Source organism: Thermoclostridium caenicola, assembly GCF_900142095.1.
In the GTDB taxonomy this organism is placed as follows: domain Bacteria; phylum Bacillota; class Clostridia; order DSM-8532; family DSM-8532; genus Thermoclostridium_A; species Thermoclostridium_A caenicola.
On record NZ_FQZP01000035.1, the window covers coordinates 1 to 16801 of the forward strand.

19 protein-coding genes, 1 tRNA gene and 1 pseudogene are annotated in these 16801 nt (G+C 52.1%); 18 read left to right on the plus strand and 3 right to left on the minus strand.

The annotated features are described in order from the left end of the window. Window positions 1-95: 95 nt before the first annotated feature. Together F3H12_RS09205 and F3H12_RS09210 are read left to right on the plus strand one after the other, a co-directional pair. A pseudogene (locus F3H12_RS09205) lies at window positions 96-710 on the plus strand (FGGY-family carbohydrate kinase); the annotation flags it as partial. Between the two features lie 160 nt (window positions 711-870). Beyond that, a complete protein-coding gene (locus tag F3H12_RS09210) occupies window positions 871-1206 on the plus strand; it encodes a hypothetical protein (protein ID WP_149679050.1) in 336 nt (111 codons plus the stop codon). 529 nt (window positions 1207-1735) lie between these two features. On the opposite strand, the gene F3H12_RS09215 is transcribed toward F3H12_RS09210, so the two are convergent. Together F3H12_RS09215 and F3H12_RS09220 are read right to left on the minus strand one after the other, a co-directional pair. Next, window positions 1736-1812 (minus strand) — tRNA-Arg (locus F3H12_RS09215). 162 nt (window positions 1813-1974) lie between these two features. Further along, window positions 1975-3660, minus strand: coding sequence for a M3 family oligoendopeptidase (locus F3H12_RS09220; RefSeq protein ID WP_149679051.1), 1686 nt, complete (start codon window positions 3658-3660; stop codon window positions 1975-1977). A 200-nt stretch (window positions 3661-3860) separates the two neighbouring features. Between F3H12_RS09220 and udk the strand changes: the two genes are divergently transcribed. From udk to F3H12_RS09260, 8 genes are all read left to right on the plus strand, one after another. Then, complete coding sequence (gene udk, locus F3H12_RS09225) at window positions 3861-4481, plus strand: uridine kinase (RefSeq protein ID WP_149679052.1); 621 nt, start codon at window positions 3861-3863, stop codon at window positions 4479-4481. A gap of 103 nt (window positions 4482-4584) precedes the next feature. After that, window positions 4585-5631 carry a type II secretion system F family protein gene (locus F3H12_RS09230; protein ID WP_149679053.1) on the plus strand — a complete coding sequence of 349 codons (1047 nt, stop codon included), beginning with the start codon at window positions 4585-4587 and terminating at the stop codon, window positions 5629-5631. Window positions 5632-5641: 10 nt separating this feature from the next. Next, window positions 5642-5950: a hypothetical protein gene (locus tag F3H12_RS09235; protein WP_149679054.1), complete on the plus strand. Its 309-nt coding sequence runs from the start codon at window positions 5642-5644 to the stop codon at window positions 5948-5950. 46 nt (window positions 5951-5996) lie between these two features. Further along, window positions 5997-6464 (plus strand): DUF4860 domain-containing protein, encoded by a 468-nt coding sequence (locus tag F3H12_RS09240; protein WP_188118468.1) that lies wholly within the window; start codon window positions 5997-5999, stop codon window positions 6462-6464. Between the two features lie 44 nt (window positions 6465-6508). Continuing rightward, on the plus strand, window positions 6509-7003 hold the full coding sequence (locus F3H12_RS09245; RefSeq protein WP_188118469.1) for a type IV pilus modification PilV family protein: 495 nt from the start codon (window positions 6509-6511) through the stop codon (window positions 7001-7003). Beyond that, window positions 7000-7680: a hypothetical protein gene (locus tag F3H12_RS09250; RefSeq protein ID WP_149679057.1), complete on the plus strand. Its 681-nt coding sequence runs from the start codon at window positions 7000-7002 to the stop codon at window positions 7678-7680. Before F3H12_RS09245 ends, F3H12_RS09250 begins: the two co-directional genes overlap by 4 nt. After that, complete coding sequence (locus F3H12_RS09255) at window positions 7677-8765, plus strand: type IV pilus twitching motility protein PilT (RefSeq protein WP_149679058.1); 1089 nt, start codon at window positions 7677-7679, stop codon at window positions 8763-8765. The genes F3H12_RS09250 and F3H12_RS09255 overlap by 4 nt, the downstream gene beginning before the upstream one ends. A 14-nt stretch (window positions 8766-8779) precedes the next feature. After that, window positions 8780-9559: an RNase H family protein gene (locus F3H12_RS09260; protein WP_188118470.1), complete on the plus strand. Its 780-nt coding sequence runs from the start codon at window positions 8780-8782 to the stop codon at window positions 9557-9559. Between the two features lie 5 nt (window positions 9560-9564). Here F3H12_RS09260 and F3H12_RS09265 read toward each other — a convergent pair whose 3' ends face one another. Next, on the minus strand, window positions 9565-10308 hold the full coding sequence (locus F3H12_RS09265; RefSeq protein WP_149679060.1) for a coenzyme F420-0:L-glutamate ligase: 744 nt from the start codon (window positions 10306-10308) through the stop codon (window positions 9565-9567). 504 nt (window positions 10309-10812) lie between these two features. Between F3H12_RS09265 and F3H12_RS09270 the strand changes: the two genes are divergently transcribed. From F3H12_RS09270 to F3H12_RS09305, 8 genes are all read left to right on the plus strand, one after another. Next, a complete protein-coding gene (locus F3H12_RS09270; RefSeq protein ID WP_188118471.1) occupies window positions 10813-12540 on the plus strand; it encodes a SpoIID/LytB domain-containing protein in 1728 nt (575 codons plus the stop codon). Between the two features lie 14 nt (window positions 12541-12554). After that, window positions 12555-13049, plus strand: coding sequence for a signal peptidase II (gene lspA / locus F3H12_RS09275; RefSeq protein ID WP_149679062.1), 495 nt, complete (start codon window positions 12555-12557; stop codon window positions 13047-13049). A 15-nt stretch (window positions 13050-13064) separates the two neighbouring features. Beyond that, window positions 13065-14000 (plus strand): RluA family pseudouridine synthase, encoded by a 936-nt coding sequence (locus F3H12_RS09280; RefSeq protein ID WP_149679063.1) that lies wholly within the window; start codon window positions 13065-13067, stop codon window positions 13998-14000. Between the two features lie 102 nt (window positions 14001-14102). Continuing rightward, the gene (locus F3H12_RS09285; protein WP_149679064.1) at window positions 14103-14315 is read left to right on the plus strand and encodes a heavy-metal-associated domain-containing protein; all 213 of its coding nucleotides are present in this window, start codon (window positions 14103-14105) and stop codon (window positions 14313-14315) included. Between the two features lie 167 nt (window positions 14316-14482). Then, on the plus strand, window positions 14483-14860 hold the full coding sequence (locus F3H12_RS09290; RefSeq protein ID WP_149679065.1) for a YccF domain-containing protein: 378 nt from the start codon (window positions 14483-14485) through the stop codon (window positions 14858-14860). A 12-nt stretch (window positions 14861-14872) separates the two neighbouring features. After that, window positions 14873-15478, plus strand: a complete 606-nt coding sequence (gene nadD / locus F3H12_RS09295) for a nicotinate (nicotinamide) nucleotide adenylyltransferase (RefSeq protein ID WP_149679066.1) — start codon at window positions 14873-14875, stop codon at window positions 15476-15478. 2 nt (window positions 15479-15480) lie between these two features. Beyond that, window positions 15481-16071 carry a bis(5'-nucleosyl)-tetraphosphatase (symmetrical) YqeK gene (gene yqeK / locus F3H12_RS09300; protein ID WP_243133244.1) on the plus strand — a complete coding sequence of 197 codons (591 nt, stop codon included), beginning with the start codon at window positions 15481-15483 and terminating at the stop codon, window positions 16069-16071. A 29-nt stretch (window positions 16072-16100) separates the two neighbouring features. Continuing rightward, a complete protein-coding gene (locus tag F3H12_RS09305) occupies window positions 16101-16781 on the plus strand; it encodes an MgtC/SapB family protein (RefSeq protein ID WP_243133245.1) in 681 nt (226 codons plus the stop codon). Window positions 16782-16801: the final 20 nt, after the last annotated feature.

A 16801-nucleotide genomic window follows, 5' to 3' on the forward strand; every position in this document is an offset into this window, starting at 1 on the left:
GACATAGTAAATAAATGTAAAATATGGAAATTTAAAGAAAGGAGAATCTAACTTAGAAAAGCTGAAAAATTGTCTTGACAATGGGGGGCATTATATTGTTCTCAGAAGTGATCAAATCCCTTGGTTTTGAGGTCGAAAAGCCCAGGCTCTATGATACCCTGCTCGGTTTGGCGCTGAAGGGTGATCCTGACTGCGGCGGGCTCCTGTCCTATGGCTACCTCTCCGGCGAGCACATCACCGGCATGGAGGAAGGACGTCCCTTATTTGTGCGCCTGCCTGACAGCCGCTTCAACCTGGCCAATTTCATGAGGGTCCATCTGATGTCCGCGCTGGGTGCGCTGAACACCGGTATGCGGATCCTTTACGAAAAGGAGAACGTGAAGATAGACGAGATGCTGGGCCATGGCGGATTCTTCAAGACCAAGGAAGTGGGGCAGAAAATCATGGCGGCCGCCATCAATGTTCCCGTATCGGTTATGGAAACAGCGGGAGAAGGCGGAGCTTGGGGTATCGCGCTTCTGGCTTCCTACCTGGTGAACAAGGAAGAGAACCAGACCCTGGACGACTTCCTCAACAAGAAAGTATTCGCCAACCAGCCCAAGAGCACACTGGCTCCAGAACCCAAGGATGTGGAAGGCTTCAATGAATTTATGAAGCGCTACACCAAGGGGCTGGCTATTGAAAGAGCTGCGGTGGATAATTTGAAATAATGAAATATAAGACCCCATGGCGTTGAGCTATGGGGTCTTTGCTTGACATACAATCCATAGAAGATAATGTATCAGAAGTCAGGAGTAGAGACGGTGATGTTAAAATAAAGGATAATCCCCTTTTTTGTCGAATGGTAGTATTGAAAGGGGATGATGACAAATGAACTTGCAAGATGGTGCAGTTGCTTTCATTGATGTGCTCGGATGGAAAGGTATTTATAGTCGCCAAACTGATGCAATAAGCATAATAAACAAAATATATAACCGTGCAAAAGATTATGGTTCTATATTGATGTTAGATCCAGAAATTTTACCGGTATCTGAAGAATTTAAAAAACTTAAAACTGAAATTATCAATATTTCAGATACAATTGTCATTTCTGCATTTGGTGATTGCAATGTATCTTTAAATTATTTAGGTATGATTGCAAAATTTTTAATTGTTGAAGCGACTTCAAAAAGAAATACTCGTAAGAGGAGCTATAAGTTTTGGTAGATATGCAATGCAAAATTCTGTGTTAGTTGGCCCTGCTGTTGATGAAGTCGCATCTTGGTATGAAGTCGCAGATTGGATAGGTGTTTTTTTTACACCCTCTGCACTTTACAGTATTACAGAAATTAAGAGTAGGAAAATAATTACTTATAATGTCCCGACTAAATATGGTATTTTTGAAACTCTGTGTGTTAATTGGGGTGATTTTTGGAGATAGTAGGTGGAAACGAAATAACCCTTAAAAAAATCTTCTTAAAATCAGCTCCTATTACTCCAGAAATTACCTCGAAATTCTCTAATACTCTTAGATTTTATAAAGAAGTGAAAGCGAAAACCACCAAAAAATGAATAATTTTAACTTACTTTAATCTATAACCAAGTTTTGAGAATTAATACCATCAAAAAATTCTTCACTAGCACTTTTATTACTTTCTATCCGAGGAATAGACAAATAGTAATCAAATCGTCGTTTCACGAACCGTTCGTAGAATATAACAAAACCCTGAAAGCTTCACGCTCTCAGGGTTTTGCTTGGCGTGCCAGAGAGGATTCGAACCCCCGACCGACGGATTAGAAGTCCGTTGCTCTATCCAGCTGAGCTACTGGCACATGTCAGCGATGCTTTTCGCATCGCCAGCAGACTTAAATAATTATACAAACGCCATTTTTGTTTGTCAATACCGTTTTCACCAGCTTCGTTTCAAGTTTTCAGCGCCTTTCAGCCGTAAGCTGCGATTCCCTGAATTGCGCGAATCAAAGGACTTCGGTGGCTCAGGGCTTCATTTCGTTCAGCGCTTTCAGGGAATCTTCCGCCACTTCCTTAACAAACCCCTCATCAAAGGGCGATTTCAGCCCGGTGGATTTCAAAAGGTCCACGAAGGTCATGGTTCCGCCTTTCTTACTGAAGCTGATGTATTTCTCCCATGCGGCCCTGTAGTCCTTGACCATGAGGCTTCTGAACTGGAGGGCGCAGATCTGGGCCAGGCAGTAGTCAATGTAATAGAAAGGTGCGGTATAGATATGGGTCTGCCGCTGCCAGGTGCCGCCCTTTCCGAAGAACGGGTCATCCTCATAGTCCATGTGTGGCTGATATTCCTTCTCCAGTTTGAGCCAAGCCTCCTTGCGCTCCTTCGGCGTCATGTCCGGATTGGCGTAAACCACATGCTGGAACTCGTCCACCAGGCACCCGTAGGGGATAAAGAGCAGGGCGCTGGCCAAGTGCATGTATTTGTAGGCCTCGGTCTTATCGCCGAAGAATAGCTTCATCCAGGGCATGGCGAAGAATTCCATGGACATGGAATGGACCTCGCAGGCCTCCAGGGTCGGGAACTTATACTCCAGAAGTTCGATACCCTTTGTCAGGTACCCGTTGAAGGCATGACCGCATTCGTGGGTCAATACGTCCACATCGCCGCTGGTGCCGTTGAAATTGGCGAAGATAAAGGGTGATTCATAGGTATAGATATAGGTCATGTATCCGCCCGGGGCCTTACCCTTGCGGCTTAAGACATCCATGAGTTCGTTATCCAGCATGAAGCGGAAGAACTCGCTGGCTTCCGGGGAGAGCATGTCGTACATCTTGCGGCCTGCCGCAAAGATCTCTTCCGGGGTTCCCTCCGGCTTGGGATTACCGTCCCTGAAAAAGAGGGGGGAATCGATATAGGTCAGCTTTTCCAGCCCCAGCCTCTCGCGCTGCTGTTCCCGGAGCATCGTGGCCAGGGGGACCAGGTGCTTCTTGACCTGTTCCCTGAACCGGGCAACTTCGTCCGGCCCATAGCAGTTGCGCCCCATCCTCAGGTAGCCCAGTTCCACGAAATCCTTGAAGCCCAGTTTTCTGGCCATGGACGTGCGCACCTTCACAAGTTTGTCATAGAGCTCGTCCAGTTCCTTTTCATGGGCCATGAAGAACTCGGTCCTTTTCTGGAAGGCTCCTTTTCTCACATCGCGGCTGGGGGATTCCATGTATGGCCCGAGCTGCGAAAGGGTAAGGGTCTTGCCGTCAAATTCCAACTGGGCGGATGCCAGAAGCTTCTGGTATTGGGTCGTGAGCTTATTTTCTTCCTGAAGTTCCGGGATGATGGCAGGATCAAAGGCTTTCAGGTCCATTTCCGCATTGAGGAACATCAGGCTGCCCAGGCTTTTTTCAAGCTCCGCCCGAAAGCGGGAGGATACGAGAGCCTTGTAGAACCTGGTCTGGATATCCTGAATCAGGGGTTCGTTTTCATCCAGGAAGTTCTTCTCCTGTTCATAGAAAGGATCCTCGGTGTTCAGAGAATTTCGGATATTGGCCAGTGTGGCCATGTCCGAAAACTTCTTTCTCAGGGCGGTGAAGGCCTTATGGGCTTCAAGCTGCTGCTGAGGGTTTTGGGCTTCTTCCACCGCCTTGATGATTTCTCCGGCCTCTTTCTGGAACGCTTCCATATCGGGCCGCTCGTAGGGCATTTCGGAAAACCGCATGAAAACCATCCTTTCATCGGCAAATCCACAGGGATATCCTGGTTTGCTGGTTTGCTTTCTGTATTATAACCCATGGACCGGCGGGTATAATAGTCCGGACAAGACATTTTTTGTGGACGACCGGCTGTTTTTTATCCGATTTTGCCGTGATATAATAAAAATTGCGGACAAGCAATCTGAGAAATATTGGGGGAAGTATTTTGGATAAGGCGGTAGTTATCGGGATTGCCGGCGGAACCGGATCGGGCAAGACAACGCTGGCTGTCCGGCTGAAAAAGGCTTTTGAAAACGATGTGACCCTGATTTGCCAGGATTACTATTATAAATCCTTCAATCATTTGCCCTTTGAGGAACGCAAAAAGCTGAACTTCGATCATCCCAACAGCTTTGATACCGACCTGATGGTGGAGCAGATAAAGGATCTGAAAGATTTCAAGCCCATCCATCGGCCGGTTTATTCCTTTATTGAACATGCGCGCCTGGCTGAAACCATCAGGGAGGAGCCGAGGCATGTCATCGTCATTGAGGGCATCCTGATCTTCCAGGATCCCCGGCTTCGGGAGCTGATGGATATCAAGGTTTTTGTGGATGCGGATGCGGATATCCGGTTTGCCCGGCGGCTCATCCGCGACATTCATGAGCGGGGAAGGGATATCGACTCGGTGATCAACCAGTACCTGAACACCGTAAAGCCCATGCACGAAGCCTTTGTGGAACCCAGCAAGAAATATGCGGATATCATCATTCCCGAGGGCGGATTCAACGAGGTGGCCTGCTCCATGCTCATTGAAAAAATCAAGGGCATCCTCAGTGCAAGATAGCAGGCGCAGGATGGTTATCAGATGGCTTTCGGCCATGTTTTTGTTTTATGGTCCCCTTAATTTGGTATGATATAGAAAAGATTAACAGGCTGGAGTTGATAGGATGGGAAGGAAGGCCAAGGGTTTTGAAATGGATTTGTCCCTGCTTTGCCATCAGTTTGCGCTGATTCTCAAATCGGGTATACATCCGGTGGAAGGCATCCCGATGCTTTGCGAGGATACCGTCAACCCTAAGCTGAAAAAAGCCCTTGAAACCATTGCCAGGGATGTGGAACACGGATCATCCCTGTACTCGGCTTTTGAGGCTGCAAACTGTTTTCCGGCCTACATGACGGCCATGATCCGGGTGGGCGAGAAGACCGGCATGCTGGAACCCGTCCTGGAAGGCCTGAGCAAATATTATGAGAACCAGGCCAACACCAGGAAGAAGATAAGGAGCGCCGTGACCTATCCGCTGGTCTTGGCCCTGTTCATGCTTGGAGTAATCGCCCTGATAGCCTTCAGGGTTGTCCCGCTGTTTGTGGAGATTCTCACATCCCTGGGCGGACAGGTGCCTGTACAGGTTGACCTTTTCATCCTGCTTGGAAACACGCTGAAGAACGGTTTCCTGTATGTTCTGGCAGCCCTGTTGCTCCTGGCCGCAGGTATCCTGGCATTGTCCCGCCAGGAGAAGCTGCGCTTTCTACTGGATAAACTCAAGGTTGTCAACCCCATAACCGGAGGCATCTACCGGAAGATTATCGCGTCCCGGTTCAGCGGCGCCATGGCCCTGACCCTGAAAAGCGGCATGACGGTTACGGAGGGGGTTGGCCTGGTTTCAGGCGTTCTGGAGAACGCTTATGTCGTTGCCAAAACGGGCGAGGCTGCAAAGGCTGTGTCGGAAGGCAAGCCTTTCTGGGAAGCCGTGAGGGATACCGGATTGTTCCCGGCCCTGTTCATCAGGCTGATGAAGTCGGGCGAGAAAACCGGAAGCCTGGATGCTGTGATGGATAAGGCGTCCCGTACCTGGCAGGAAGAGGCAGACTCGTCTTTAAGGCGCATTATCGGCTTTATCGAACCGGTTTGCGTCACCGCTTTGTCCCTTATTCTGGCGGGCGTCCTGCTGTCGGTGATTCTTCCGCTGATCAACATCATGGCTTCCATAGGATAGGGTGAACGCTTTGAACGGACAATACCCGATTTACAGCAGAATTATCCTTCTGGTCATATTCCTGATCGTCGCCCTGGCGAGCGTGGCTGCCCTTTCGGGTTTCTGGTCGGAGCAGAGCAGCACGCAGCCGGAGGAGATTCGCCAGGCCATCCTGGATGCCTGCGTCCAGTGCTATGCGCTGGAAGGCAGCTATCCGCCCAGCCTGGAATACCTGGAGGAACACTACGGGCTCATTCTGGACAGGGAAAGGTATTTCTTCTATTACGAGGTGTTTGCGTCAAATGTTTTGCCCACTGTGGAGGTTTATAAAAAAGAATAGGGCAGGTGCGGAAAACAATGGTCCAAAGCAGCGGGGAAGCGTCAGCGTGGAAACGGTTGCCGCCCTGTTTCTGCTGCTCGTTCTGGGGATTGGTATCTTCTCCCTGGCCGTTTCCTCAACCTCGGCCTATTCCAGGATATATGACGGGCAGAACCTGCAGTCCGAGCTGAGGGTGGCCCTTTCCTTCATCCAGATGAAGATCCGGCAGAACGACGTCATGCAGGCTGTCCGGGTGGAAAAGAACCCGGTGAATGGCGGACCGGCAATCGTCATCCGCGAAACATACGACGACGAGGTCTATGAAACCTGGATATACCAGGATGAGGGCAAGCTCCGGGAGGCGCTGATGCTGGAAGGAGAGGCGCCCGCCAACGAGCTGAGCTTTGAGATAGCCGACGCGGACGGTTTTACGGCAGAGCTTGACAATAACCTGCTGAACTTCTCGGTATGGCTTGATCAGGAGGACGCAAGGCTTAAGATGGAGAGCAGCATCCTGCTCAGGTCGGAGAGGTAACCGCCCGGGTGTCTGTGTTGTGCTAAGAGGTACGGATGGTTAGCATGGAGTACATAAAGGGAAGAAAAGGGTTTACATTAATCGAGATGATCATCGCCGTGGCGCTGCTGGCCGTTGCCGGGACAGTGGCAGTCCGACTCTTCATTCATGCCCATGTCAGCAACCGGCTGGCCGCAGACATTGACCGGTCGGTTTTCCATGGCAGCGCCTGGATTGAAAAGATAAAAGCATCCCCCGAAGACTGGATTGGCGGGGATCCTTCGGCGCTGGAATCCGTTGTTTCCGTATCGGATGCCGGCTCCTATGTGATCTATTACGACGACGGCTGGCAGCCTCTGTCCGGTATCCGGGACCCGGAGCGTGAAGCCGCCTATGCCATGCATATCGGGTTATACAGTGTACCCGGCAGCGACGGGCTCTGGGCTATCGACCTGAGAAGCTTCAAAATTAAACCCTATCCTCTCCGGCAGAAACCCTATGAGGAGATATACGCGGTTTCAGCCATGCTCAACACCGTCAGGGAGGTGGTGGAGCCGTGAAATGGCTTACGTCCAACCGGGGCAGTTCCTCGATCCTGGTTGCCCTGGTCCTCATCATCCTGGTGGTGTTCGGGGTTCTGGCAGTTGCCACGTCATCGGCCAACCTTCGCCTGGCCATGAAGCATGCGGAAACCGTAAAAACATACTATAACCTGGACTCGGAGGGGGAAAGGTTTTTAAATGGCGTTTACAACAGTGTCCAGCAAGGCAGGGAGAAGGCCTCGGCTGCCCTCCGCGCGATTACGGAAGGCGATTTCTCCGGTGCCGGGCTGCCTGCCAATATAGCCGAGATGATCAGGGCAACCCTGGGAAGCCTTTCGGGTTCCGGCGCAAGGCAGCGGTACATGGAAGAACTTTATCCGAAGCTTGTCATGTACTATGCCATGAGCGCCATAACGGAGGCTTATCCGGGATGCGTGGCCAGCATGGCCGGCGATTACCTGGAAAATGCCCACCTGTACAGCACAGTGCCGGTGGACCTGCACTTTATTGCCGGAAAGACATTCATTCTTGAACATGAAGGCAGCCTGCGGTACCTCAATGTCCGCATCGAGGTTTCCGACCCGGATAAAGAAAAGAACCTGGAGGATATCTGCGCTGTTCTGGAATGGCGTATGTGGCAGGAACCTTTTGAGTACAGGAACGAACTCGATTTGTGGGAAGGAAGACCGGAATGAGTACAAATGATTTCAACCTGGAAAACACGCCTGTTCAAAAGCTGTTGAAAATTGCCATGGATCATCAGGCATCAGACCTTCAGATCACGGTTGGGGTTCCCCCGGTGATGAAGGTCAAGGGAGATTTGCAATACGTCGGGAGCCAGCGCCTCGGCGTCAGGGATGCCGAGAGGCTGGTGCGTGAGCTGTTTGCCAACGAAGCCGCCTACCGGGAGTTCCTGGCAAGCGGGGACAAGGATTTCTCGGTTTCCATACCCGGACTGGGACGGTTCCGGGTCAATACCTTCATGCAGCGGGGATCGGTTGCGGCCTCCATCCGGATTGTGTTCACCGAGCTTCCCGATCCAAACGAACTTCTGATTCCCCAGGCGGTTCTGGATCTGCACAAGTACCATAAAGGCCTGATCCTGGTGACAGGCCCGACGGGAAGCGGGAAATCCACTACCCTGTCCTGTATTATCGATCTCATCAACAGCACGCGCAAATGCCACATTCTGACGCTGGAGGAACCCATTGAGTTTCTTCACAGGCATAAGAAAAGCATTGTGAATCAGCGGGAGATCGGGCAGGATGCCCAAAGCTATGCAAGGGCACTCCGGGCGGCTCTGAGGGAGTCTCCCGATGTAATCCTGGTAGGCGAGATGCGCGACCTGGAAACCATATCCATTGCCATGACGGCGGCTGAAACCGGGCATCTGGTCTTGTCCACCCTCCACACGCTGGGTGCTGCAAAAACCATTGACAGGATCATCGATGTCTTCCCGCCCAACCAGCAGCACCAGATCCGCATCCAACTGTCAACCGTGCTTCAGGCCGTGGTTTCCCAGCAATTGCTGCCTTCACCTGTCAAAGGGCGGGTGGCAGCCTTTGAAGTGATGCTGGCCAATAATGCCATAAGGAACCTGATCCGGGAATCCAAGACCTACCAGATCGATTCGGTCATCCATATGAGCAGGAATGAGGGCATGAGAAGCATGGACTACAGCATCGCCGAGCTCTGCAAACAGGGGCTGGTGACAAAGGAGGATGCCCTGCTGTATTGCCTGAACCAGGATGTAACCGCCAAGTACATACAGGATGGATGAAAGGGAAATACGAAATGGCTTATATATGCGAAAGCGAACTCATGGCAATCTACGACAGGCTGTCCCCGGTTCTCGCCGAGCACGGCTATGCAAGTGAGATTGCGATGATCCGCGATTACATGCTGAAGATATCGCTAAGCACGGACGGAGAGAAGCTTGGCAAACTCATAGTGGATTACAGCCCGAAAAAGGGGAGTTTCTCATTCAGAAAGGATTCCGACCTGTCACAGGAGCACTATGACCGGGTGACGGAACTTCTGACCGGCCAGATCGGCATGACGCTCGGTGCGACCGATCATGGAACCGAAAAAGCGGACAAGGCTCCGAAGCCAAAGGAAAGAAAAACGGCCGAGTCCATTGATTTCAATGCCCTTCCCACCCGCTACCAGGCTTTTGTGGACGGCTCCTTCATCGAAGGTCAAATCGGCTATGGCGCGGTCATCCTGGATCGGGGGCAAATCGTTGCCGAACTGTGCGGGAGAGTGGATGATCCCGATGCCTTCTCCGCTAGGCAGGTGGGCGGGGAGATCCGGGCCGTCATGGAAACCCTGGAATGGTGCAAAAAGCATGGTATAACCGAGATAAGCATCTTCTTCGATTTTAAGAACATAGAAAAATGGGCCGTGGGAAGCTACAAGACCAACACCACCATGACCCAGGCTTATAAGCAGTATATTGATGCCTGCGGCATCAGGATCCATTGGTACAAGGTGGAAAGCCACACCGGGATCGCGCTCAACGACAGGGCGGATGAACTGGCCAAGACGGGCGCAAGAGGACTTTCGCCGCAATAGCCTGTTCAATCCTTTTTCTTTCTCCACTCCATGCGCGTCAGAAGATGGGCATACAGATCATCTTCCATCCTGACCTTCCAGGCATTGAGCTCGTCGGCTGTCGGCGCAAGATCGCTGAAGTCCACAAAGGGCACATCCTCAATCAGCGCAACGGGAGTTTGCTCGTCCGATTCGCCCATCACCAGAACCGCCGATGCGGCCAGCGCATCTGCCACATTGATGCGGGTTTGCCGGAGCGGCTTACCAAAAAGATCGGCCTGCCCGATCCTGGAATTGATGGGCTTGAACCCGCAATAGGCGATGCTCCTGCCCGTTACGCCCAGCCGCATGGGGCTGGAGATGCTGTCGGTGAGGATGATGCCCACATGTTTGATACCAAAATGGTTCCTCACGAATTCCCAGCACCTGTTGGCCGAGGCCTGTGGATCTTCCGGCCACAGGACGTAATACCCGTTGGTATTGGATTCGTCAATGCCCGCTGTGGGGACCAGCATGTTGTTTTTTATGGTCAGGTAAACCCCGTATTTGCTCTCCGACCTGGGAATGAAGAGATCCGCTTCGCTTTCGATGAGCTCGTCCTTGCCATAGTCCGACTGGGGCATCGCACGGCCCTCGCATAGCGAGACCACCTTTGAGGTAATGGCGATAACCGATCTTTCGGGAACAGCTTTTAAGGATTCAGCAAGCAGCTCAGTCACATCACATGAGCCGACTTCAACAATTCTAGTCCTGATGGCGGTAACCCTCATAGCAAAAGAGCACTCCTTTTACTTGACGCATCGCTGCTAAAAGTATCCTAACCATCATAGCACAGCGGAAAAAAAAGACAAGGCCCATATCGGACCAGGGGAGGATTAAACGAAACGCAAAGGGGCAGCCTGCCTTACGGCCAGGGTGTTGAATTGGGGATGCTCATCAGCCAAGTGCTTTCGACCGGAGGGTCAAACAGCTTGCAAAATGCGGTATGCCGAACGAACAGGCCGCCCGTGCCTGAGGGTATTAAATGAACAGTCTGCGACACAAGGGATGGGCGATACCTTGGTCGTTATTCTTATTTTATAACGTTTACGGGTCGATATAAATTATACAGTAGTCCCGGATTCGCATAGTCCAATGGTCCCGTTCCCGTGTATGGGACGGATTTGTAGCCAAATCGTAACCATTGTTTTATATACAGCCGCGCAACAGTCAGGTATAATGGAAATATGCAGGCAATATATTCCGTCGGTTTACTGAAGAAAAAGGAGTGCACCATGAAGAGAGGTACCTTACTGGTTTTCCTGTTTTTGATGACATTCATCCTTGTTTTTGGAAGCACCGGCCGTGCCTTTGCCGCCAGATGGCCCGAGACGGTCAGAATTGGCATCTACTATGGCAATGACACCGTGGCCAACGTCTCTTTCAGTACCAAAGCCGGCCTTGAGGTCGGAGTTTTCAGCAACGATACCTTTCAGACGCTCCTGAGCATTCCGGGAGGTTCTTCGGTAATCATCAGAAAAGACGCGTATTTCATCAAATCTTCCAGCGGCGTGACCAGCGCCTATGACCCTTCGGAAGGAAAACCCTTTGAAGGGGAGACCCTGGGTCCATACCATATCCAGATAGGCGACAGCGTGGCAGATTTTGATGCGGCCAGGGAAACGGCGGATGCGCTGCTGGCATTGGGTGTGGTCGCCTACCCGGCCTATGAAAAAGGCTGGTATGTCTGGACCGGATTTTTTGCCGAGTATGAAATGGCCAGCCAGGAGCTGATAAGCCTTGCCAACAAGCTGGGAACATCCAACCTGAAAGTGGTGCCTGTGTCAAGTGCCAGGCTGGTTGTCCAGAGCAGCCGTGCCGAGCCGCTTCTGATTTTCTCCGACGGCTCCGACGGCAAGTCCAGGCTGCGCGTGCGGCCCATTAAGGCCAACAACCCCTGTGTTCTCTCGGTGAACGGCAGGCAGTACAGGGGCGAGTTTGAGATCAGAAGGTACCTTGACAGCGATCTGACGGTGATCAATATTGTCAATATTGAGGAATATCTGTATGGCGTGGTTCCCCAGGAGATTGAGGCATCAGCGCCCATGGAAGCCATCAAGGCCCAGGCGGTGGCGGCCAGGACCTATACCTACAGGAACCTGGGGAAATATTCGAAATGGGGTTTTGACCTGGCGGATACCGCCAGCGACCAGGTCTATAACGGATATGACGGTGAAAAACAGGCCACCAACGCTGCTGTTGACCAGACCAGGGGCAAGAAGATCCTTTACGAGGGAAGCCCGATTTCGGTCCACTATTTCAGCTCCAGCGGCGGGATGACCGAAGACAGCGCCAACGTGTGGGGCACGTCGCTGCCCTATCTGAAGAGTGTCCCCGATCCTTACGAATCGGGCACATCCTATAACTACACCTGGACCAAGACCTTTACGGCGCAGGAGCTCAAGCAGATTTTGTTCCTCAGCGACGTGGATATCGGCGACATCCTGTCCGTATCCATCGAAGAGGTTTCGGAAGCCGGAAGGCCCATTAAGCTGAAATTTACGGGAACCAAGGGCTCGATAACCTATTACAGGCAGGATGGACGGACGGTGCTGGGGCTGCCCAGCAACAACTACACCATCAGCTCACCAGGCAGCACGCCGGCACCCGCTTCCGGCACCTCCGGCACTTCAGGAACCGTCTATGCCGTCACCGCGGATGGCAGCAAACGGGGTGTTGACCTTGAAAACAGCGTGGCGGTAACGTCCTCAGGTACCCGGACCCTCAGCGATTCGGGCACGCTGTCGGCCATAAGTTCCGGCGGCATTTCAACCTTATCATCAGGTTCCCGTGTTTCATCGGGTTCAACCGCTACGGTAACGGGCAATGTCTATGTCTTCACCGGCAAGGGCTGGGGCCACGGTGTGGGAATGAGCCAGGAAGGCGCAAAGGGTTTCGCGCTTCAGGGCTATACATACGAACAGATCCTGAAGCACTACTTTACAGGAGTGACCATTGAATAAACAAGGAGAAAGCCATGATTTGGATTCTGCTGATCATTGCGGTAATCGGTTTGGACCAGATAACCAAGCACCTGGTGCCGGTGGGAACCCATATCGAGATCATCAAGGGATTTTTCTATATCACCTATTGCGAGAACAGGGGGGCTGCCTTCAGCATCCTCCAGAATTTCCGCTGGGGGTTCATCATCATCACCATCATCGCCGTTGCCGTAATGATCCGGATTATGACAACGCATAAGAACACGCTGGCAAGGCTTTCCCTGTCCCTTCTTATCGGCGGGGCGCTGGGGAACATGATTGACAGGCTTTTCAGGGGGTATGTCGTCGACTTTTTCGATTTCTACCCCTTCGGCTATGATTTCGCCATCTTCAATGTGGCCGATGTCTGCATTACCATCGGCGTTGGCTTGTTGCTCATCTACATCATCTTCGTTTACAGGGAACCGGCGACAGGGAAAACTTCTGCTGCGGACAAAGCAAATAAGGATTCTTCGGAATCCGGCAGTTGAGCAGGGGTTTGCAAGATGGAGAGCCAGGAACTGGAGTTTCACACAGCGGAAGAGGATGCCGGCCTCAGGCTGGATGTCTGGCTGACCGAAAAGCTTTCGGATGTGACGCGAAGCTTTGTTCAGAAACTGATTGAAGATAAGCATGTTCTGGTGGACGGCAGCGCTGTTAAAAGCGGTTTTAAGCTGAAGAAGGGCATGACGGTCCGTGTCCGGATACCCGAGCCCGTTTCAGCCGAACTGAAGCCCCAGGACATTCCGCTGGACGTGGTCTATGAAGATGCCGACATCATCGTGATCAACAAGCAGAAGGATATGGTGGTCCATCCTGCGGCAGGAAACTGGGATGGCACGCTGGTCAACGCGCTTTTGAACCATTGCGGGGATTCGCTTTCGGATATCAACGGCGTGATCCGGCCGGGAATTGTCCACCGGATTGACAAGGATACCTCCGGGCTTCTTGTGGTGGCCAAGAACAACGCCGCCCATCTCAGGCTTTCGGATATGCTGAAAAGGCATGAGATCGTCCGCACCTATGAAGCCATCGTGGACGGAGTCATCAGGGAGGAGTCCGGCAGAATAGATGCTCCCATCGGGCGTCACCCCACCAATCGGCTGAAAATGGCCGTTACTTTCAGGAACGCGAAGGAGGCCATCACCCACTATACGGTTGTAAGGCGCTATCCGTCCCACACATGGGTCAGGCTGAAGCTGGAGACCGGCAGGACGCATCAGATCCGCGTCCATATGGCCTACATCGGGCATCCTGTTACAGGGGATCCGCTGTATGGCAAAAAGTGCAGCCTGATGGATACCGGCGGACAGGTACTCCATGCCCGTTTCCTGGAATTCATGCATCCCACAACCGGGCAATTCATGCATTTCGAGGCACCTCTACCGGATTACTTCACAAGGCTGGTGGATCTGTTGGAAAGCCGCAGTTCGGGTGGTTGAGCAAGGCAATATCCCCTTAAGGCGCGGGCATCCTGCATTTTTTTATTGAACAGGTTCATTTCCATAAGGTATAATTTGTTGTGACTACGGAGAGGTGATACGATGAAAAGCGAGCATGTTGCCTTTATTGTGGAGGAAATGAACTGTGAGCACTGCGTTGCGGCCATCAGGGAAAGGGTGTCCAGGCTCAACGGTGTTTACGACGTTTTGGTGGATCTCCAGGCTAAGCGGATTGTGGTGGAGTATGATGCCGAAAGGCTGGATGCGGAGACCATCAGGGGGACCATAGAAGATGCGGGGTATACGGTAAAATAGCCAAAGGGGAAATGCCTGTCCAAGCAGCACGGACGGGCATTAATGTTAACGGGGTGCTTGTCGGACGCTTTTTACGGACACCGTCAGTGATGATATTTATTTAAACTTATGGTAGATTATTAGTAAGTGTGAAGCAGTGTGGCATCAATTGCCCTGGAGGAGTTGTCATGTATCTTTTGGGAAACCTGGTATGGATGATATTCGGAGGTTTGGTATCCTTTTTATTGTGGACTGTGGCCGGGCTTATCTGCTGCCTGACCATCGTGGGGATACCCTTTGGTCTCCAGTGTCTGAAAATAGCCTCCTTCATCCTTTGGCCTTTTGGGAAGGATGTGGAGATCGGCCGGTTCGGAGTGGGCGGCTTTATCGGAAACCTGCTCTGGATCCTGCTTTTGGGATGGGAACTTGCGCTTACCCATCTGGTATTCGGGCTTATTCTCTGCATCACCATCATCGGGATTCCGTTCGGCAGGCAGCATTTTAAGCTTGCCAAGCTTTCCCTGCTGCCCTTTGGCGCCAGGATCTATACGAAAAACTGGATTTGAGGAGGTCTGCGGTTGATTGGCATCATGGGGGGGACCTTCAACCCCATCCATTACGGGCATCTGCTGATTTGCGAGCATATCCGGGAGGAGTTCAGCCTGGAAAAGGTTCTTTTTGTGCCTGCCAAGATTCCGCCTCACAAGGGTTCTGACGGGCTCATCGGGACGGAGCACAGGATGGCCATGGTGGAACTGGCCGTCAGCAGCAATCCCTGGTTTGAACTCAGCGATGTGGAAATGAAAATGGAGGGGCCTTCCTACACGGTTGAAACGCTGAAGATCCTCACGGAGGAATATGGGAAGGACAACAGGCTGTGCCTGATCATCGGGGCGGACTCTCTGGTTCAGTTCAGCACCTGGAAGCGCTATGAGGAGATCCTCCGGATGGCAGATCTCATCGTAGCCAGAAGGCCGGATACCAATAACCGGCTGCTGGACATGACCATAGACAGGCTGAGGGAAGAGCATGGCGCGCGGATCCATGTGTCCTCAACCGATATTTACGATTTTTCATCCACCAGGATCAGAAACCGTGTGAAAAACGGGCTGTCCGTCAAATACATGGTTCCCGAGACTGTGGAGCGTTATATTCTCGAGCACGGGCTTTATACGGGGGAATGACATTGGATGCACTGGAACTGGATCGGATACAGGAAAAACTGAAGGCCACACTGTCTGAGAAAAGGTACATCCATTCTCTCAATGTGGCTGAAACGGCTGTCAAAATGGCCGGACATTACGGTGCGGATGAGAAGAAGACCTATCTTGCCGGTCTGCTGCACGACTGCGGCAAGTTCTTGAAGGGTGACATGGCCCGCGAATATGTGAAATCAATCGGATATGAACCCGATGAAATAGAATGGGCTCAGCCCGGTCTGCTCCATGCCATCATCGGGGAGCACCTGGCCCGGAAGGAATACGGCATAACCGATCCGGAAATACTGGGGGCCATTCGTTGGCACAATACCGGCAAAGCGGGCATGACACTGGTTGAAAAGATCATCTATATTGCCGACTATATCGAGCCCGGCCGCAAGTTTGACGGTGTGGAAGCCATGCGGGAAGAAGCGTTCCGGGACCTGGACCGGTGCATTGTGCTGTGTGCGGACAGCACCATCCGCTATGTTCTGGATCATGAACACCTGCTGCATCCCAGGACGGTTGAAACCAGGAACCACAGCCTTTGTACCATAAAGGCTTCAAATATGCGTTAGTAAGGTATGGTGATAACTTGGACTGGTATTTGTTTCAATTTGAACCGCGATATCTGCTGGTCGTAGCCGTCAGGCTACTGGTGGCGTGCGTCCTTGGCGGGATAGTCGGGTTTGAACGGGAGCACAACCATCATAAGCCGGCCGGTTTCAGGACACACATCCTGGTCTGCATGGGCGCCTGCCTGGTGATGATGATATCCGAGTTTTCTGTGGTCGCCTTCAAAGGGGTTGTCAACGTGGAGCCCACCCGGATAGGCGCGCAGGTGGTCAGCGGCATAGGCTTTCTGGGTGCCGGAGCCATCATCCGCCATGGCACGTCGGTCAGAGGCATCACCACGGCTGCCAGCATCTGGGCTGTTGCCTGCATCGGGATTGCCTGCGGAATAGGGTTTTACACCGCAGCTGTCCTGGCCACCATCCTGACCTGGGCGATACTCATGTACCTGAAACTGATTGAAAAAAGGCTGCATAAGAAAAAATCGACCATTGTCCTGTCCGTGGAGGCCAGGGAGGCCGGCAACCGCGAAGTTTCATGGGAAAAGGAACTTGAGGAGCTGGGCCTTCAGATAGAAAGCATGGACACGACAAGAACCGATGGCGTGCTCAGCCACAGGATCCTCTGTAAGGTTAAAAAAGGAAAACAGGTGGAAATAGAGGCGGTTGTGCGGCAGTTGATGCATATCGAAGGGGTAACCCGTGTATCATTATAAATAACGGTCTGCGCCAGCAT